A 19520-nucleotide genomic window follows, 5' to 3' on the forward strand; every position below is an offset into this window, starting at 1 on the left:
GCGGCTTCCAGGCCGCGTCCGACATCGGTATCGGCAAGACCGCGGCCGACCCCGCCGGCCGCGATCGCCGCCTGGATGACTGCCTGTTTCTGGGTGAAATCAAGTATGCGCAACGGAAATGTGCTGAACACCAGCATGCCGAACAAATCCTGCTCCCGATTGCCTGCGAACTCCGCCAGCACCCGGCGCGCCACACTGTTTTTCGATTCGCGGCGGCCGTCGAGCACGTGCGTTCCGGGGCTCGCGCCGAACGATTGATCCATGCTGCGGCTGCGATCGAGCAACAGCACAACGTGAGCACCCTGCCCGACGTGCTCAATCATGACTTCCGCGCGATAGGGCTGGGCCAAACCGACGACGGCGCCGGCGATGGCAGCGGCAGCGGCCAATCGCAGCGCCCACGCCAGCGCTTCCGAAATCAGGTCGCGCGGCAACAGCGCAAGCCATGGATAGCCGATCGCGGGGCCGCGCACCAGCAAAGGCAGCGCCGCCAGCGGCAACAGCAGGAACGCCCACGGCTGCGCGAATGCGATATTCATTTTGCGTGCGCGTGCGATGCATCGCTGCGCGCCGCCTCGCGTTCGCGCATGGCGCGGCAAAACGTTTGCAGAAACACGTTCGATGCGGCATCGGTTTTTCGCGGCGATGCATGCGAAGCTTCGCTGCCGCCTCCGAAAAATTCATCGCGGGACAGCGCAAAAAACTGTTCGATCTCGTCCCGTAAAGGCGCGAAGCGCGGATGCTTGTCCAGGAACGCCGCGGCCTGTTCGAAAAATACGGTTGCGCCATTCGTTTCGTCGAAGGCGCGGTGCATCGCGCGCAAAGCCGCACGATAAGCTTCCCGCGACTGATTTCCCTCCAGCTTGCCGATTTCGCGGCAAGCACGCGCGAAAGGCTTGCGCGCGAGCCATACTGCGCCAAAGCGCGCCCAGGCATACATCGACAGGACGATGGCGAACAGCGCCGCATACAGCAACAAGCGCAAACGATGCGCGCTGGTGTCGATCAGCGGCGGCGCGCGATCGGTACGAAGCGCTTCGAGCCCGCCACGCGCCAGCACGAATTCAGGCGTCAGCGGCGCTACTGTGATCGGCCAACCTGCGATCTCGCGGGCGAACGGCGGCGCGCGATCGAAGCTGAAACGCAGCGGCGGCAGCTCGATCGTTTGTACCTCGGGCGCGACGTTCATGATCTGGTAGGTCAGCGTCAGCCGATAGCATATCGAGCGGCTCTCCTCGTGCGAATCCAGATCGGCGCGGCGCAACTCCAGCCACGCGCCATAGCGGCCCGCCTTGGGAATCGAGTCCGCTTGCAGCCGCGCCGGCTCGGCGACGATCATGGTGATCGTGCGTTCGACGAGATCGCCGATGACGTAGCCGAACGGTCGCGGTTCGCTCATAAGAACAGAAGCGGGCTCACCTTCCGTTTCGGTATGGATTGTTGCCGCCGCAGTTGCGGCGGGCGCGGTCTTGAGTTTCGCCGTTGCGCCAGTACCGTCTTGTTCGGCCGCCGCGCGCGGCGTGATTGCGCCGCCCAGCCACGATAAAATCAATATGCCGAATGCGATGCCGCGAACGCGCATCATGCCGTCGTCGCGAGTGCGCCATGAAAGTGCGCGGTCATTTTGTCTGCGTCGAAATCGCCGCTGAAATAAACCGGGCGTAGCGCATGCCGAATGAACGCGGCGGACAACTCGGCGCGACGCGCCAGATAGGCTGCATTGATGCGTTCGCGCAGCTTTTTTCGCAACAACAGCGTGCGCCGGCCACCGCTCTCGCTGTCCCGGATCGTCGCCAGACCGAAACGCGTAACCGGTTGCAGTTCCGCCTTATCCCAGATCACCACCGGCACGACTTCATGGCGCGCCAGCGCGCGCAATATCTGCTCGAGCAAGCTCAGCGGAAAATGAAAATCGGACGCCAGAAAAACCAGCGAGCGGCGTTCCGTCAAGGCGGCCGCTGCGTCGAACAAGGCAATGGCATTGCGTCCGGTCGGTTGCGCCGCGCGCAGCTTCTCGGCGAGCGCGATGCCGGCGCCTTGCACGCGCGTCGATGACAGAAGGTAGTCGTCGCGCATCACCTCGTCGCAGCCGATGAATGCAAAAGTATCGCCCGTGCGGTGCGCCGAATATGCCAGCGATGCGGTGAAATCGGCGAGCACCTGCATCTTGCCGGCGCCGCCTGCGCCGGTCAGCGCGCCCATCGAGGCTGATAGGTCCGCGAGCAGAATAACCGGAATACTCGCGCGCTGGCGATGCACGCGCACCTGCCACAAGCCTGATGGATCGCGCAGTGTGGCGTGGAGATCGAGCTTGCGCGCATCCGGCAGATCGAACAAAGCGGCATGGCCCTGGAACTCGAATCCCGGCCCTGCGCCGGTACTGCGATGGAATCCGGGCCGATGCCCGCTGACGCGCCAGCCGATCCTGTAATGAAACTCACGCATGGATTTACGATCAGGGGTCAGGTACCGGCAAGAGCTTGCCTCGATCCGCGATCCTTGCCATTCCCCGAATCCTCATTCCGACTGATCCCTGATTTCTATTTCACGGCGCCGCAACGGTGTTCAATATCTGCCTCAGCAGCTCGTGCGCCAATTCGGCGCGCCGCAATTCGTAGACAGGGTTGAAAAACACACGATGCGCGATGGTTTCGAAAAACACATCCTGCACGTCCTCGGGCGCGACGAAATGACGGCCTTTGAGCCAGGCAACGACGCGAGCGGCGCGCAGCAACTGGCTGATGCCGCGCGGACTGGCGCCGGCCAGTATCAATGCGCTGATCTGCACGCCGCTTATGACTACGCCATAGCCGCCCGGATTGCGCGTCGCCTGCCACAATTCGTAGACGTAGTCTTGCAGGCTTTCGCTGAGCTGAATCTCGTTCTGAATCGTCGCCGCGATCGCGTTCAAAGCCTTGTAATTGACGATATCGGGCGCTACGCGCGCAATCAGCGCGTCTACTTCATGGAACGCAGGATCGGTCATCAGCGCGCGCTGGATCGTCGCGTCGTCGGGCGTTTCTATGCTGATTTCCATCAGGAAACGATCGCGCGCCGCCGACGAGATTTCGAACGTTTCCTCTTTTTCGACGCGGTTGCGATCGGCGAAAACCGTCAGATGCGGAAACTGGTAATCGCGTGCAAAGGCTGAAGCGCTGCGCTCAGCCATCACGCGCAGCAGCAAAGCGTGAACTTGCGGCCGTGCGCGATTCATCTCGTTGAAAAAAAACACCGAGAGCGCCTCGCCATGTCTCAGCAGCGGCCCGGGCTCGACGCGCGGCTTGCCGTCCTGATCGATGTAGGTGTGGTACAGGAGTTCGTTAGGCATCAGATCGACGGTGCCCTCGACGCGCGCGTAGCTGCCGCCGATTGCGCGGGCGAATGCGCGCAGCAGGGTCGTTTTGCCGACGCCGACGCTGCCTTCGATCAATACGTGGCCGCGCGCAAACAGCGCTGCCGTAATCAGCCGAATAGCGTTTTCCTGGCCGACGACGGCCTTGCCGATTTCACGTTGGATGTGGAGGGCGCGTGCGCGCCAGTCGTGCAGATCGGTACCGCTTCTGTTCACAGCGAATTCCCCTTGCGGATTTCTTTCATTGTGGTGCGAAGCTGGCGTTTTTTTCCAGGCAGCATGCTGCCAATTTATTGAGATCAATAGCTCACCTGCAGTGAAATATAGGGCCCTTTCTGATCCGGCTTGTCGGCGATATTGCCGAGGTCGACATATGCAAATGTCAGCGCGATATATTTGTGCGGCAGCCAGGCGATGAAAACATCCTTGAAATCGTCTTCCTTGAATGCGCCGAGGTTATTCGGCTTGCTTCGATATTCGGCGCCTACGGCCAGGTTGTCTTCAAGAAACATGGCGATCGAACCTTCGAACTGCGGCGCATAGCGGTCCTTTTATCCCCGCCGAAGCCCAGCAGTCCGAGTTGATTGGCCTTGCTGGCGCGCACCGTTCCGTTCAGCAGCACGTTTCTTCCGGCGAGTCCGCCGATAGTGAGCTTGGTTGCGGCTATATAGAAATCGGTGCCATGGCCGCGTTTGGCGCCGAGCAGTCTGGGCACAAAATCGAAATCGCGATTGCGTTTGTGCTGTATGCCGACCGCAATCTGCGGCAGCCAGGTGTCCTGCGCGAAAATCGCGTCGCCGGCCACTTTGAGCTTTGCGCCGAAAATATCCTGCGCGATATCTTCGCCTGGTACGGTCGAACCGAGATCGAATGTCTGGCGCGCATAAGATAATTCAATGCGATCGAAAATGCCGACCGCGACACCGGCCGTATCCAGACGAAAATCGTCGCTATTGAGATGCGTGAAGAAAGCCGAAGCGCCGATCTGGTCGCGCGTGCCGTAGCCCGCGATCAGCGCCCAAGGCGCCAAACCACCGCCTGCGACCCCTTCGATCTGGGTAACGCCGCCGGTCGCAAGCAGGCGCTCGCCGGCTTGTGCGCAACCGATCGAGGCCAGTAAACTGACGAGGATTCTGACGACGATTGCCAGCGCCCTGTTTCGCAACCCGCGCGTTTCGATCGACACACTGTTCGCGCCAAAAGATGAAGCCCAAGGGTAGATTAAACCGGCGCTGCGGCGCAAGCGCTGCCATCGCGGCAGCCTGCCTGCTGTTTTTTTTGCACGGCTGCTCGGCTGTGACCTCCAGACCCGACAACAGTCTTTACGAACGGCTTGGCGGCTATCCGGTGGTTAGGGCGGTCGTCGGCGATGTCGTCGATCGTACGGCGGCCAATCCCAAGTCGAAACAATCTTTCGATGAAGTCAACGTCAAGAATCTGAAAAAAAGCATCGTCGAACAAATTTGCAGCCTGACTGAAGGACCCTGCACCTACGGCGGCGACGATATGCAAACTGCGCATAAGGGGCTCAACATCAGCGAGGGCGAATTTAACATACTGGCCGAGGAATTGCGGCAGGCGCTCGATGCGCACGGCGTCGGCACGCGTGAAAAAAACGAGCTCCTGCGCATCCTCGCGCCGATGAAACGGGACATCGTCACCCGCTAACATGCTCATCTTTTCCCTTTGCCCGCGACGCGCCGCTTTCGTCGAAATGTGGGCATCCTGTCTCGACCTCAACGCGCACATCTTTTCGTAAGCCTCTCATTTCACGGGAAAACAAACAGGAGAACGTCGCCGCCGCCCGGGCATACGGCTTGCTCAAGTAACGGCAAACTTCCCAATGGTGGGTTAGGGTCAGCCGTGAAGATAAAAAGTCTGCGTAGCCACATCATCGCCTTTGTATTTTTTCTGGCCGGCGTACAGCTTGCCGGCTTCGCCTTGATCGATCGCGCGATCCAGAGACACGCCGGCAATGTGCTGGTCGAAAATCTGGAATCCGGCGAGCGCATTTTTCAGCGCATGCTCGAACAGCGCAATCAGCAACTAGCCGAGACTTCTCGGGTGCTGGCAGCCGACTTCGGCCTTCGCGAAGCGGTCGCGAAGTTCGACCGCGAGACAGTAAATTCGGTGCTGAACAATCACGGCGCTCGCATCGGCGCCAATCTGATGATGTTGGTAAGCGAGAAAAACGAGTTGCTCTGCCATACCCGTCACCCCGAGCAGGAAGGCGCCGCCTTTGCCTACCAGTCTTTAATCGAGCAGGCAGCCGCGCAGGGCCACGCGTCTGCGGTGCTGGTCTTCGATGACGGGCTTTACCAGGTCGTCGTCGTGCCGGTGCTGGCGCCATTGCCGATCGCCTGGGTCGCGATGGGCTTCGCGATCGATGCCGGCGCGGCCGCCGATCTCGCCAGATTGACGGCGCTGCAAATCAGCTTCGCGCACAAACGAAAGGGCGAGGCCTGGAGCCTGTCCGCCTCGACGCTTCCCCAGGATCAGCAGAAGGCGCTGCTCGAATCGATGGTCGATTTTTCGATCGGCGACGATCCCGCAGGGCTGTCCGGCGCCGGGTACAGTTCGCGAGTCACGCCGCTGCCGCCGTTTGGCGACGACACCGCGATTGCCGTCCTGCAACGATCGCAATCGCAGGTGCTGATGAGTTTCGATGATCTTGAAGACACCACACTCTTGCTGGGTTTTGTCGGCACGGCGATTTGTCTATTCGGCAGCTTGTTGATTGCACGCAGCGCATTGAAGCCGATCACCAAGCTCGCCGAAATCGCGCGTTCCATCGGACAGGGCACGTACGCCGAGGAAGTGAAAGACGGGCAATGGGAGGAGACCGATATGCTTGCCTCCGCTTTCGACGACATGCGCAAGGACATCGTCGAAATCAGCAAGCTCGTGTACAAGGACTCGCTGACCGGCCTGCCCAATCGCGTGCTGTTCAATGATCGTCTGCAGCAGGCAGTCAGCGCCGCAAAACGCAAACAGACGCCGATGGCCGTGCTGATGATGGATCTCGACAATTTCAAGGACGTCAATGACACCCTTGGCCACCATAGCGGCGACGCGCTGCTGCGCCAGGTGGCAGAGCGGCTGAGCGGCGCATTGCTGCGCGACGCCGATACCATAGCGAGGCTTGGCGGTGACGAATTCGCCGTGCTGCTGCCGGTCGACAATCTCGAAGCCGCGCAAAAAGTCGCGCGCCGTCTGCTCGACGCGCTAATGCAGCCGTTCACACTCGACGGTCAGACCATCGACGCCAAGACAAGCATCGGCATTGCCGTGTTGCCGGAGCACGGCGCCGACGCCAATTCGCTGATGCGCAAAGCCGATGTGGCGATGTACGCGGCGAAACGAAGTGGCAGCGGCATCGCGGTCTACGATCCCCGGCACGATGAACACACGGCCGGCCGCCTTTCCTTGCTCGGAGAACTGCGCATCGCCATCGAGCGCAACGAACTAATTCTGCATTACCAGCCGGGAGTCGATTTACAGACGGGCCAACTCACCCATATGGAAGCATTGGTGCGCTGGCAACATCCGCAGCGCGGCCTGGTCGGCCCCGATCAATTCATCCCGTTCGCGGAAACTTCCGGATTTATCGACACCATCACGCGCGAAGTTCTGCGCCTCGCCATTCGCCAATGCGCGGAATGGCGGCGCGCCGGCTTGCCGGTAACGATTTCGGTCAATATCTCGGCGCGCGATCTGATGAGCCCGAATCTGCTGAAAACACTGGCCGCCTTGCTGCACGACCACGACATTCTGCCGCGCTGGATCAAGCTTGAAATCACCGAAAGCAGCATCATGCACGATCCGGCGCGCGCGATGGAAACGCTCGAACGTTTGTGCCGTATGGGGTTCAGTCTGTCGATTGACGACTTCGGCACCGGTTATTCCTCGCTCGCCTATCTGAAAAAGCTGCCGGTCGCCGAACTCAAAATAGACAAGAGTTTTGTATTCGGCATGATCAACGACAAGGAAGACGCCGCCATCGTCCGCTCCACCATCGAGCTCGGCCACAACCTCGGCCTGAAAGTGGTCGCCGAGGGCGTCGAAGACGAAGACACGCTGAAGCTGCTGAAGAGCCTGAGTTGCGACACCGCCCAGGGTTACTTCCTGAGCCGGCCGATGTCCGCCGTCGATGTCGAAAGCTGGCTATCGACGGCCCTTCCCGCCTTGCGCCTGGCGCCCAAATTCGCGCCGAAGCTGGTAGCACCCACGACATTGGCAGGCTGGACCAGAGGATGATGCGAATGGATGCTGTAAATCCTGACTCGCGACGGGCGCGACTCCCTGCCAGCGTGCTGGCGAGCGTCGTGGTCGCTTTTTCGATGGCGCCGCTGCGGCAGGCGCTGGCGATCGATTTGATTGTCGCGGTCAGAGATCAGAATCGCGCGCCGCTCGAAAACGCGATTGTTTACGCCATCCCCGCCTCGGGCAAAATCCCGGCGCAAGCCCCGGCGCCTGCCAGTATCGAACAGATTGGCAAGCGTTTTACGCCGCTCGTTTCAGTCGCGCAAACCGGCGCCGCGATCAGCTTCCCGAATAAGGACACGGTTCGCCACCACGTTTATTCGTTTTCGCCCGCGAAAGTTTTCGAGCTCAAACTTTATTCGGGCTTGCCGTCCATGCCGGTCGTGTTCGATAAACCCGGCCTGGTTGTGCTCGGCTGCAACATCCATGACCGAATGATCGCCTACGTGCTGGTTGTCGAGACGCCCTGGTTCGTGAAAACGTCGAAAGACGGCGCGGCCCGGTTCACCGCTCTTCCGGCCGGCAATTACGAATTGAAGGCCTGGCATTACGGCCTGCCCGGGCCCGACGCCGCGGCCGCGAAGATGGTCAGCGTCACGAATTCTGCAACCGAAGTGAATTTCCAGTTGCCGATCGATACCGGCGCCAAGCGCATCGCGCCGGACGTTTCTACGCCTGAACGGCCTGACTGATTCGCCGATCTTGATCCGCCGCTTTCAGACGGGCAGTCGCCCATTGCGAAGTCGCGCAAAGCGGCCGTAATGCAGCAGCGTGGTCGGTAGAATCAGCAGATTCAGTATCGTCGAAGTCACCAGCCCGCCGACAATGATGGTCGCCATCGGCCCTTCGATTTCCCGCCCAGGCTGCCCGCTTCCCAAAGCCAGCGGCAATAACGCAAAGCCTGTCACCAGCGCCGTCATTAGGATCGACGGCAGCCGTTCGGCGGCGCCGCGCAGCGCGGTTTCGCTATTCCAAGGCAGACCTTCGTTCTCGACCAGATGCTGGTAATGCGAAACCAGCATGATCGAATTGCGCAGCGTGATACCGAACAGTGTGACAAAGCCGACCAGCGATCCGAGCGACAACCAGCCGCCGCCGGCCAGCACAGCGAGCGCGCCGCCGATCAGCGCAAACGGCAGATTCAAGAACGCGATCAGCAAATTGCGCAGATTGTTGAATGCGATATACAGCAGCACGAAAATACCGGCGGAGGCCAGCAGCGAATGCACGATCAAATCCTCGCGCGCTTCGGCCTGCGCCTGCGCCGCGCCCTCGAACACGGCGTAATTCCCCGGAGAAAATTCGACTTCTTCGGCGATCCGCTGCTTCACTTCGCGCTCGAAATCGACGATATCGCGCTTGTCGGCGTTCGCCGTCACCGTCTGCAGGCGTTTGCCGCCGGCGTGCAGAATCTTGTTGCGGCCCGAACCGATTTCGATGTCGGCAAGCTCGGACAATTTCAGCATGCGCCCTTCCGGATTGCGCAAGGTCAGATTGCCGACCTGGGTGATCTGCCGGCGCGCGTCGGGCTCGAGCACCAGCACGACGTCGATGACGCGGCCACCCTGATACACCTGTCCGACCTGGACGCCGCCGTAGGCAGCCGCAATCGCATCGAGCACTTCGAGCGGCGCAAACCCCCACGTGGCGAGATGTTGCTGGCGCAGCCGAATCGAAAGTTGCGGGCTGCCCGGCGGCGCCTGCAAGGCAATGTCTTCCGCGCCGCGCACTTGGCCCAGCGCCGCGGCGACCGCAAGTCCATCGCGATCGAGCGCGTCGAGGTCGGGTCCAAAGATGTTCACCACGAGGTCAGCCGGATGTCCGGCGACGGTTTCTTCAATGCGTTCGGTCAGGAACGTATTGACTGAAAACTGCACGCCCGGAAAGCCGCCGGCCTGCTCCGACAACGCTTCCCGAATTTCCCTCAGGATGCGGATTTGCTGTTCGCCGGGCACGGCGCCGATCTCGACTTCGAATTCGCTGTAATGGGTGCCGAACGTGTCGGCGCCATTCTCGGCGCGGCCGACCCACTGCACAACCGATTTGACGCCTTCTATCGCGCCGACCGCTTGCGCTACCGGCTTGCCGATGCGCAGCGATTCGTTTTGCGAGGTGCCGGGAACGGCCGTCATGTGGACGATGTAATGACCTTCCTTCAGCGCCGGGATGAATTCGCCCGAAAACAACGGCAGCAGCGATAAACCGGCGGCGATCAAAAGGCTCAGCAGCACGGCGAGCGCGCGCGGCCGCCGTTCGATGCGCGTCAGAAGCGACAGATAACGCGGCCTGACCCAGGCGATCAGAGGCGGATCGCGCGCATCGAGCGCGCTGCGTGGCAACAGCAGCAGGCACAGCGCCGGTGTCAGGGTCATCGCCACGACCAGCGATGCGAGGATCGCAAAGATGTATGCGAAACCGAGAGGCGCAAACAGACGGCCGGCAATCCCGCCCAGAGTCAGCAGCGGCACGAACACCAACGCGACGATGAAGGTCGCATAGACGACCGAGTTGCGCACTTCCATCGAAGCGTTGAAGACGACGCTGGCGACAGTCGCCGGCGTCGCAAGCTGCCGATTTTCCCGCAGCCGGCGAAAAATGTTTTCGGTATCGATGATCGCGTCATCGACGACTTCGCCGAGCGCGATGGCGAGCCCGCCGAGCACCATGATGTCGATGCTGATCGCGAAATAATCGAGCAGCATCACCGCCGCCAGCAACGACACCGGGATCGCGATCGCGCAGATGAACGCGGTGCGCACGTTGTACAGAAATAGAAACAGGATGGTGATGACGAGAACCGAGCCGATCAGAATATCGAAGCGCACATTGCCGATCGCGGTGTCGATGAAATTGGCCGGGCGGAACAAATCGCGATGCAAGATCACGTCCTCGGCGGCGATCATAGGTTCGAGTTCGGTCAGCGCCCGATCGAGCCCCGCGGTCACCGCAATCGTATCGGCGCCAAGCTGGCCCTGCAGAAACAGAAATACGCCTTGTGTGCCGTTGATCGCAGCGCCGCTGATGGAGGGCGCCGCCGCTTCGACGACGCTGGCGACGTCGCTCAAGGTCAGTGTGCGCCCGTCCTTGCGCACCAGCATCACCCTGCCGAGTTCGGCCGCGTCGGCCGGCTGGCCGGCGGTCGTCAGCACGATGCGCTGATTGGCGTTTTCGACATAGCCGGCGCCGCGCACGCCGGTCGCATGGCGCGCGGCGTTCACCACGTCCTGCAGCGCCAGGCCGTGATGCATCAGCTTGTCCGGGGCGACCTGCACTTGCTATTGCCGCACGTCGCCGCCGAAGACATTGACGTCGGCCATGCCGGTCACGCTAAGCAAATGCGGCTTGATCGTCCAATCGGCAAGCGTACGCAATTCCATCAGCGACCGTTTGTCCGAGGTCAGGCCGATGCCGAGCACGGTGCTCGCGGATGAAGTCAGCGGCGTGATCGTCGGCGCGACCACGCCGCGCGGCAGCCGGTTGGCGAGCCAAGTCAGGCGCTCGGCGACAGCCTGCCGGTTCAGGTAAAGGTCCGAGCCCTGCTGGAAAATCAGCGTAACGACCGATAAACCGGGAATCGACTGCGAGCGCACCGATTCGATCGCGCTGACACCGGCGACGACGTTTTCGATCGACTGCGAAACCAGGGTCTCAACCAGCTCGGCCGACAGGCCGGGCGCTTCGGTTTGAATGACGACCTGGGTCGGCGAGAATTCGGGGAAGACGTTCAGGTCGGCGCGCGTCAGCGAATAAACGCCATAGATGGAAAGCACCGCGGCAAGTGCTACGATCACGCCGGGAAAGCGGATCGCGAAACGGACGATTGCGCCGATCATCGGCCCGGGAATCTCCGATTAAGTGTCATACAAGGAACGCAGTATTTCCCGCGCAGGCGGGGAAGCAGTATTCCACCCCGCTTCGCTTCCCCACCGCAGCCCTCCCCAGCAAGTGGGGAGGCAGCGCAAAGTTTTTCCCTTCCCCCTTTGACGGGAAGGTTGGGGATGGGGTGGGCGGCCGCAGCGGCAGTTTTCGGCCCCCAGCACCTCGTCTCGGTTGCGCTCGCTACATTTTTCAACAGCCTGCTAACGGCGATTCGCTGCACGAAAAGCGGGTGATGGCGCGAATGCGTGCTGGTGGCCGTGCCAGGCGTTTTCAATCTTCGTTCTCATTCCGGATCTGATATTTCAGTTCCTCCGACAGCAGCAGTTGCGCGCCGCTTATGACAATCGCATCACCGGTTTTCAGCCGGGGACTGAACCAGCCCTGGTCCAGTTCGCGCTGCGCGTCCACCTCGCGGCGCTCGAATCGCTCCGCTTCGGCTTGCACGTAAACCCAGCTTTTGCCGCCGTGCCAGACGACTGCCGGAAACGGCACCAGCACGCCTTGTTCGCTGTCGTCGCCGGCGTCGGGGCGGGCGACGACGCGCGCGCCGTAGCGCAAATCGCGCGCATCGGTGCGGTAGAAAAAAGTCCTGCCCAGAACAGTGCTGTCGACATTCGGCGACGGTGAAATGAATTGCGCCGGACGCTCGCCGTCGGACGCAGCCAATGGCGCCACCATGATTGCAGCACCCTGCTCGGGAAGCGCAACGTCGAACGGGATCGCGATTTGCACGATCGCATCATCGCGTTTCAGCAAGGCCGCGAAGGAACGCGAATCCGGGGTCGTCGCCCACTCCGCAAGGACGTCTCCCCACTGCGTGCGCAGCGCTGTCAGCGCACCGTCGATCGCGGTTTTAGCCGCAGCCTGACGCGCTTGATCGGCTCTCCACGTGCCTAGCGCGGCCTGCAGCGCGCGCTGCGATGCGTTGCGATCGTCGGCGTAAAGTGCGGCGATGCGGCGATACTCTTTTTCGCTGACGTTGAGCGCGGAGCGGGCGATCACCGCGTCGGCTTGTGCGGCCAGATAGCGTGCGCGTAGTTCGATGAGCGGCGCGAGATCGATGACGCTGCCATACAGCTTGATCTCCGCTCGCCAGGTGGCGGCGGCGAGCGGCGCGGTAACGATGCCGCTGGTTTTCTGGGCCGCCAGCGGAATCTTCAGCGCTGCCCGACCGTCTTCTTCAACCAGCCGCGACGGCGTTTCGATTTCTTCTTCTTCGCGATCCTGGGCGAGATTCCACTCATCGCGCGCGTAAAAAACCAGCGCCCAAGTCAGCGCGACGATGATTGCGCCCATCAACCAGAGCAGCGGCGCGGTCCTTTCACGATCCGGTTCGCGATTCGGTTCGCTATCCGGTTTGCGATTCAGTTCGCTATCCGATTCGCTTTTCAATGCGCATCCTTTGCCGTGCCGAATTCGGGCAGTAGAAACGCGCCGAACAACGGACGTTGCAGCACATCTTCGAGTTCGCCGAGCGCAGCCAGCGTCGCCGCGCGCGCTTGTAGGATAGCGCGGCCGGCCTCGAGCACCTGCAATTCGGCGGTGACGGTATCGAGCCGATCGGCATTTCCGGCGTCGAATTGCCGGGTGATGCGATCGCGTTGCCGTTGCATGGCGCGCTGGAGATTCCCGGCGGCGGCGAGTTCGGCAAGCGCGTTACGATATTTCAGCGCCGCTTGTTCGGTAGCGGCAATAGTCTGATTCTGTAAAGCCGCGAAATCCTGCGCCTTGGCTGCGCGGCGCGCTTCGGCCTCGGCGATCGGGCCCTGGTTGCGATTGAGAACCGGTACCAGCAGGCCGACCGCGAGCGACCAGACGTTGTCGCTTTGGTCCCAGGCATAGCCGGGGGTAAATTCGAAATCCGGATACTGGCGCGCGATCTCCAGCTTGAGCGCTGTCTCGGCGGCCGCGTATTCGAGCAGAAGGCGGCGCATATCGAGCCGATGCGTGAGCGCTTCACGCTTGAGCGCCGACGCCTCGGCGGCAAGCGCACGATCCAGGCCCGCGAATGACAGCGTCATGTCCTGCAGCGAGGCATCCGGCAGGGCGACGGCTTCCGCCAGGCGCGACAGCGCGAGGCTTACTTCGCCTTTCTTGCGCAACGCACGCAGCTTCCCATCGGCCGCTTGCCGGCGCGCAACGCCGGCTTCGAACGCTGAAATCATGCCGAGGCCGAGCCGCTTGTCCAGCAGCTTCGTCTGCCGCTCTCTCGCCTCGGTCTCGGTCTGCAACAACGCCAGCTCTTCCCGCGCAACAAAGTTGTCGATGAATCGGCTGCGCACCTGATTGCGCAGCTTCCATGCGACCGCGCCGACGTCGAGCGCGGCGGCTTGCGCCAGGTAAGCGGCCTGCTCGCCGCGCAGCCCGCGCTTGTTCATGGTTTCGAACGGGATGCTCAATGCGAAGCCGAGGCTCCATGGCGAGCCGCGCTCGATAAAGCTGTGGTATTCGGGGCCGATGCGCAAGCCTGGATTCAACGGTTGGCCCGCGCTCTGTTCCTGCGCCCGGGCAATTTGGGCGCGGGCGGCGGCTTGACGCAATTCCGGATGGTAATAGAAAGCCAGCAAGGTCAACTCGGGCAAACCCCAGCGCTGCAGCGGCCAATCACCGCTTTCGAGGCCGTGCGCCTGCATATAGTCGCGCAGTTCCGGCGCCCTTGCGGAACGCGCCGCGAAATCGGCTTCGATATCCTCCGGCACCAGCGGCTGCGGCGCATATTGCTTGAACGCGCAAGCGCCGAGCGCGCAACCGAGTATGGCTATGGCGAGGGTTTGCGCCGACGAGATCATCGCGGGATATTAGCCGCTCACGGCAACCGAATGCCAGCGCCGGCCTTTCAACACGGCGTCAATGCAGTTTCACATGCGGCTCGGTGCGGCGCGTGATCAAACGCGCCAGCGTATCGAGCGCGACCTTGAACATGCCGTGCAGCGCGAGTTCGTGCATCTTGTACAGCGACAAATACATCATGCGCGCGAACAAGCCCTCGATGAAAAGACTGCCGCCCGACACACCGCCCATCAGGTTGCCGACCGTACTGTATTCGCCGAGAGACACCAGCGAGCCGAAATCGCGATAACGCCAGTCGCGCAGCGGCGCGCCTTTGAGGCGCAGCTTCATCTGTTTGACCAGATGCGAAGCCTGCTGATGCGCGGCCTGGGCGCGCGGCGGCACCGCGCCTTCCTTGCCGAGCCACGGGCATTCAGCGCAATCGCCAAATGCGAAGATGTTGGCGTCCAGGGTCGTTTGCAAAGTTGGTCTGACCAGCAACTGGTTGGCGCGATTAATTTCGAGGCCGAGCTGCGACAGAAAATCCGGCGCCTTGATACCCGCGGCCCAGACCACGATTTCCGCCGGTATCACGCTGCCGCCTTGCAAATGCACGCCGTCCTCGGCGACTGCGGTCACGCGCTCGCCGGCGAGAACCGCGACGCCGAGATCGTCGAGCAGACTGGCGGCGCGTTCGGCCAGGCGCTCGGGCAGCATCGGCAGAATACGCGGCTCGGCTTCGACGATGCTAAGCTTGATGTCGGTGTCGGGATCGATGCGGTCGAGTCCGTAAGCGACCATCTTGCGCGCCGTGTTGCGCAGCTCGGCGGCGAGTTCGACGCCGGTCGCGCCGGCGCCGATGATGACGACCTGCAACTGCCCGGGCTGCAGCGTCGCGTTTTGCGCCTGGGCGCGAATGCCGGCGTTGAGCAGACGGCGGTGGAAGCGGCTGGCGTCTTCCGGCGAATCGAGCGCGATCGCGCGTTCGGCGACGCCTGGCGTGCCGAAATCATTGCTGCGGCTGCCGACGGCGACGATCAGCGTGTCGTAGGAAAACACGCGGCGCGGAATGAGTTCATTACTTTCATCGTCCAGGGTCGGCGCCACGCTGATTTCGCGGCGCTCGCGATCGAGGCCGTCCATGCGCCCGAGGCGAAACCGGAAATGGTGCCAGCGCGCCTGCGATACGTAATCGAGCCGGTGCTGGTCGAGGCCGAGGCTGCCCGCCGCGACCTGATGCAGCAGCGGTTTCCACAAATGCGTGCGTGCGCCGTCGACGAGCATGATGTCGGCCTTGTCGCGTTTGCCGAGCGTGTCGCCGAGACGGGTCGCGAGTTCGAGCCCGCCGGCGCCGCCGCCGACAACGATGATGCGATGCAAGGCGCGCTCGGGATTGCGCGTAACCGGGAAGGATTGATGGGGTTTCAATTCGTATTCCTGCCGTTTTGGTGTTTTGTCATACCGGGACCGCGGCGTTTGCGATGGCTGGGGCCGGCTTGCCGCGATTTCGGGAGCGGCATATAGTCAAGCGGCTTCACCGCTCCCCCTGACCATAGACCTCACCATTCAGGCCGCAATGTTACCGCAATTGCTGCAAACGCTCGCCATCTCCACGCTGCTGGCAACGGCAATCGCCGCCGCCGATGGAACGACAAAGCCGGTTCCGGCGAAGCAGCCGGTGCCGCTCAAGTTGACCGAGATCGGTGAAGGCATCTATGTCAGCTATGGCGTGAACGAGGATATCTCACGGCGGAATCTCGGCGCGATATCGAATATCGGTTTTGTCGTCGGCAAGAAATGCGTCGCCGTCATCGACACCGGCGGCAGCATTGCGGTCGGCCGGGCTTTACGCGCTGCCATCGAGCAAGAGACCGAGGTCCCAATCTGCTATGTAATCAACAGCCACGTCCATCAGGACCACATCTTTGGCAACGCCGCGTTCGACGACAGCGTTACCTTCATCGGCCACCACAAGCTTGCGGCCGCAATGGCGGCGCGCGGACCGACTTACCTCAATGCGCTGGAACGCGATCTCGGCGCGGCCGCGGCCGGCACCAGAATCATCGCCCCCGAAAAAACCGTCAGCGCAAAAGCCGAACTCGAACTCGATCTGGGTGAACGCATCCTCGAATTGCGCGCCTGGCCTACTGCGCATACCGACAACGACCTGACGGTATACGATGAAAAATCCGGCACGCTCTGGCTCGGCGATTTGCTGTTCGCCGACCACATCCCGACTCTGGACGGCAATCTGAAAGGCTGGCTCGCAGTGATGAAGCAGTTGCGCGAGTTGCCGATCCGGCGCGTCATCGCCGGCCACGGCAAAATCGACCGCGACTGGCGCACCGCGCTCGCCAGGCAGGAGGGCTATCTGATCGCTCTGTTGAACGAAACGCGCGCCGCCATCAAGGCCGGCAAAACCATCCAGCAGACAGTGGATGCAGTCGGCGCCATGAAAGGTTCAGGCGAGTGGAACGACTGGTTGCTATTCGATTTGTTCCACAAACGCAATGTTACGGCCGCGTACGCGGAACTTGAATGGGAAGACTAATGCCTAATCGCCGTCTGCCTGACTTACTCCGAGCTGTCTTACTGCGAAGTAAGACTCCGAAGGAAGGGCTTTGCAGGGTCACATGCAGGTCACACATGCAGGTCACACATGCAGGTCACATTGAGGTCGCCATGAAAAAATTCTACCGCACGTTCGCGTGCTCCGTGTTCGCAGCGCTGTTCGCCAGCGCGGCGCTGGCTGCCGATGGCGAACCCGATCCGACAAAAAGCGAAATCTGGCAAAAGCTCAAGGCCGACCTGTTCCAGGATCGCCCAATCAGCAGCGATGCCGCCTCGGTAATCGAGCTTTCCGCACCGGTGCGCGCCGAAGACGCCGCGACGGTGCCGATTTCGATCAAGACGCAGACGCCGCAAACAGCCGACAAATACATCAAAAAGATTTATCTGGTCATCGACAAGAACCCTTCGCCGATTGGCGCAGTGTTTCAGTTGACGCCGAAATCGGGGCGCGCCGACGTCGAAACCCGCGTGCGCATCGAGGATTACAGTCACGTGCGCGCGATCGCTGAAATGAACGATGGCAAGCTGTTTATGGCGTCGCGTTTCGTCAAGGCGTCTGGCGGCTGCTCAGCGCCGGCAGGCAAGGACCAGGCCGCCGCCATGGCGCGGCTCGGCAAGATGAAGTTCAAGCTCGACAAGGAAATCGAGTTGAACAAGCCGAATCTCGCGCAATTGATGATCAGCCACCCGAACAACTCCGGTCTCGCCATGGATCAACTGACTCGATTGTTCGTCCCGCCGCGCTTTGTGCGCAAAATCGAAATCAGCTACGCCGGCGAACCGGTGATGACGGCCGAAGTGGATTTCACAATCAGCGAAAACCCGAACTTCCGCTTTTATTTCGTGCCGCGCGAACCGGGCGAATTGACCGCGACGGTGGTCGATACCCACGATCTGAAATTTACCAATTCGATCGAGATCAAGCCGGAAGCAGCAGTCGCGTCGGGGACCTGATCGGTCACCTGATTCGCCCAGGAGCCCCGAATAGCATCCCGTCATTCCCGCGCAAGCGGGAATCCAGCGGCTCTTGTGATGCTTTCTTGAATAAAACTCGTAAGTAAGCGTAGGTCAGGGTGCGCAAGCTCCCTGACCAAAGATTGCCCGGCCGATGCTGTCAGGGAGCCTTCGGCACCCTGACCTACATTTTAGGGTCCCAGGGTGTGTCGAGCTTCTGTATGAACGGCATTACGCGCTCTGAGCCTGCCCCCAATACGTATCAGACATCGCCGCCTTCCCCGGATCTGACGGCCGGCTCGCCTCTGGCGATCACTTCCGTCTCCGCCCAGCCTGCTGCAAAAGTTATCCTGAGCCTTTCGTGCGGCGCGATTGCGGCGCTGTCGCGAATGATGGCGCCGCGACTGTCCTGGGTGATGGTGAAACCGCGCTCGAGAACGGCCTGTGGATTCAGATGTGCGATCTGCACCTGGGCGCGGGCAATGGCATGCGCCCCCCGCTGCAGACATTGCTCGACCCCTCGCTGCAGACCGCGCGACAGTTCAGTCAGCCTGCGCTTGCGATCCTCCAAGTTCGGCCTGCGCGCGCCTAGCCGCAACAACAATTCCTGCAACCGCCAGCGACGCGATTCGATCGCGCGCGCATTCGCTGCGCACAGGCGGCTGTGCAAATGGCGCACATGCGCGAGTTGATTCAGCGCGTAGCGCGCGGGATGCGTGAGGCGCCTCGCGCAATAGTCGAGTTGCTGCGCCCTTGCGGATAGCGCGCGCGCCATTTCGCGATCCAGACAACCGTGCAGCTTGCCCAGCCGCGCCAGCAATTCACCGCGATGCGGACTCGACAGCTCGGCAGCCGCGGTTGGCGATGGCGCGCGCACATCGGCGACATAATCGGCGATCGTGAAATCGGTTTCGTGGCCGACGCCGCTGACCACCGGAATCCGGCAATCGGCTATCGCGCGCGCAACCGTTTCGTCGTTAAACGCCCACAGGTCTTCTATGCTGCCGCCGCCGCGGCAGACGATCAGCACATCGCATTCGCCGCGGCGGTCGGCTGCTTTGATGGCAGCGGCAATCCGCGCAGGCGCGGCTTCGCCCTGAACCGGGGTCGGGTAAAGGATGACGGATATCATCGGTGCGCGGCGGGCCAACGCGCTCAGCACATCGTGTAGCGCAGCGGCGGCGCGCGACGTCACGATGCCGATGGTCTTCGGAAAAACCGGCAACGGTTTTTTGCGCGCGGCTTCGAATAATCCTTCGACTGCGAGCTTGCGTTTGACCTGGTCGAACTTCTCGAACAGTGCGCCCAGGCCGGAGCGCCGCATGATTTCGATGTTGAGTTGGAATTCGCCACGCGCTTCGAACAACGTCGGCGCGGCGCGGACTTCGACCTGCGTGCCATCCTGCGGCTCGAAATTCAGCCACTGCATTTTTTGCCGGAACATTACGCAGCGCACCTGCGCGCTTTCGTCTTTCAGTGCAAAGTAGAAGTGGCCGGAAGCCGCGCGCGTGCAGTTGGAGATTTCGCCGGCGATCCACATCAGCGGCAACGCCTGCTCGATGGCCTGACGCGCACCGCGGTTGAGTTCGCTGACAGTGATAACAGGCGCGCGCAGCTCGATTTCGGGGAACAGCATCGCTCAGTCCGCCATCATTCGCGACAGTCGGATCTGCGTGACGAGCAAACTTTTTTGCAAGCCGGCTCGGCAAACCGCGCCCGATTGGATAGAAAA

Annotated in this window: 13 protein-coding genes and 2 pseudogenes; 5 read left to right on the forward strand and 10 right to left on the reverse strand. The window is 61.7% G+C overall.

From position 1 onward, the window contains the following. The 5 genes and pseudogenes from H0V78_10030 to H0V78_10050 form a co-directional block, all read right to left on the reverse strand. Nucleotides 1-539, reverse strand: a 539-nt coding sequence (locus tag H0V78_10030) for a VWA domain-containing protein (protein MBA2352097.1), incomplete at its 3' end; no start/stop codon positions are given. Further along, complete coding sequence (locus H0V78_10035; GenBank protein MBA2352098.1) at nucleotides 536-1585, reverse strand: hypothetical protein; 1050 nt, start codon at nucleotides 1583-1585, stop codon at nucleotides 536-538. The genes H0V78_10030 and H0V78_10035, both read right to left, overlap by 4 nt. Next, complete coding sequence (locus tag H0V78_10040; protein ID MBA2352099.1) at nucleotides 1582-2445, reverse strand: hypothetical protein; 864 nt, start codon at nucleotides 2443-2445, stop codon at nucleotides 1582-1584. Before H0V78_10040 ends, H0V78_10035 begins: the two co-directional genes overlap by 4 nt. A gap of 100 nt (nucleotides 2446-2545) precedes the next feature. Further along, on the reverse strand, nucleotides 2546-3568 hold the full coding sequence (locus H0V78_10045) for a MoxR family ATPase (protein ID MBA2352100.1): 1023 nt from the start codon (nucleotides 3566-3568) through the stop codon (nucleotides 2546-2548). An 83-nt stretch (nucleotides 3569-3651) separates the two neighbouring features. Further along, nucleotides 3652-4502, reverse strand: a pseudogene (locus tag H0V78_10050) (DUF3034 family protein). 53 nt (nucleotides 4503-4555) lie between these two features. Between H0V78_10050 and H0V78_10055 the strand changes: the two are divergent. From H0V78_10055 to H0V78_10065, 3 genes are all read left to right on the forward strand, one after another. Then, nucleotides 4556-5020 carry a group 1 truncated hemoglobin gene (locus tag H0V78_10055; GenBank protein ID MBA2352101.1) on the forward strand — a complete coding sequence of 155 codons (465 nt, stop codon included), beginning with the start codon at nucleotides 4556-4558 and terminating at the stop codon, nucleotides 5018-5020. Nucleotides 5021-5215: 195 nt separating this feature from the next. Then, nucleotides 5216-7609, forward strand: a complete 2394-nt coding sequence (locus H0V78_10060; protein ID MBA2352102.1) for an EAL domain-containing protein — start codon at nucleotides 5216-5218, stop codon at nucleotides 7607-7609. Nucleotides 7610-7614: 5 nt separating this feature from the next. Next, the gene (locus H0V78_10065; GenBank protein MBA2352103.1) at nucleotides 7615-8307 is read left to right on the forward strand and encodes a methylamine utilization protein; all 693 of its coding nucleotides are present in this window, start codon (nucleotides 7615-7617) and stop codon (nucleotides 8305-8307) included. Between the two features lie 24 nt (nucleotides 8308-8331). On the opposite strand, the pseudogene H0V78_10070 reads toward H0V78_10065, so the two are convergent. From H0V78_10070 to H0V78_10085, 4 genes and pseudogenes are all read right to left on the reverse strand, one after another. Further along, a pseudogene (locus H0V78_10070) lies at nucleotides 8332-11448 on the reverse strand (efflux RND transporter permease subunit). Between the two features lie 316 nt (nucleotides 11449-11764). Then, on the reverse strand, nucleotides 11765-12886 hold the full coding sequence (locus H0V78_10075) for a hypothetical protein (GenBank protein MBA2352104.1): 1122 nt from the start codon (nucleotides 12884-12886) through the stop codon (nucleotides 11765-11767). Next, nucleotides 12883-14283 carry a TolC family protein gene (locus tag H0V78_10080; protein ID MBA2352105.1) on the reverse strand — a complete coding sequence of 467 codons (1401 nt, stop codon included), beginning with the start codon at nucleotides 14281-14283 and terminating at the stop codon, nucleotides 12883-12885. The genes H0V78_10075 and H0V78_10080 overlap by 4 nt, the downstream gene beginning before the upstream one ends. A gap of 58 nt (nucleotides 14284-14341) precedes the next feature. After that, on the reverse strand, nucleotides 14342-15643 hold the full coding sequence (locus tag H0V78_10085) for an NAD(P)/FAD-dependent oxidoreductase (GenBank protein MBA2352106.1): 1302 nt from the start codon (nucleotides 15641-15643) through the stop codon (nucleotides 14342-14344). Between the two features lie 196 nt (nucleotides 15644-15839). On the opposite strand from H0V78_10085, the gene H0V78_10090 reads away from it, so the two are divergent. Together H0V78_10090 and H0V78_10095 are read left to right on the forward strand one after the other, a co-directional pair. Continuing rightward, nucleotides 15840-16814: a quinoprotein relay system zinc metallohydrolase 2 gene (locus tag H0V78_10090; GenBank protein ID MBA2352107.1), complete on the forward strand. Its 975-nt coding sequence runs from the start codon at nucleotides 15840-15842 to the stop codon at nucleotides 16812-16814. A gap of 131 nt (nucleotides 16815-16945) precedes the next feature. Continuing rightward, nucleotides 16946-17788: a quinoprotein dehydrogenase-associated SoxYZ-like carrier gene (locus H0V78_10095; protein MBA2352108.1), complete on the forward strand. Its 843-nt coding sequence runs from the start codon at nucleotides 16946-16948 to the stop codon at nucleotides 17786-17788. Between the two features lie 262 nt (nucleotides 17789-18050). Here the strand turns inward: H0V78_10095 and H0V78_10100 are convergent, their stop codons facing one another. Next, nucleotides 18051-19424, reverse strand: a complete 1374-nt coding sequence (locus tag H0V78_10100; protein ID MBA2352109.1) for an exodeoxyribonuclease VII large subunit — start codon at nucleotides 19422-19424, stop codon at nucleotides 18051-18053. Between the last annotated feature and the right edge of the window lie 96 nt (nucleotides 19425-19520).

Source organism: Burkholderiales bacterium (assembly GCA_013695435.1).
Taxonomy (GTDB): domain Bacteria; phylum Pseudomonadota; class Gammaproteobacteria; order Burkholderiales; family JACMKV01; genus JACMKV01.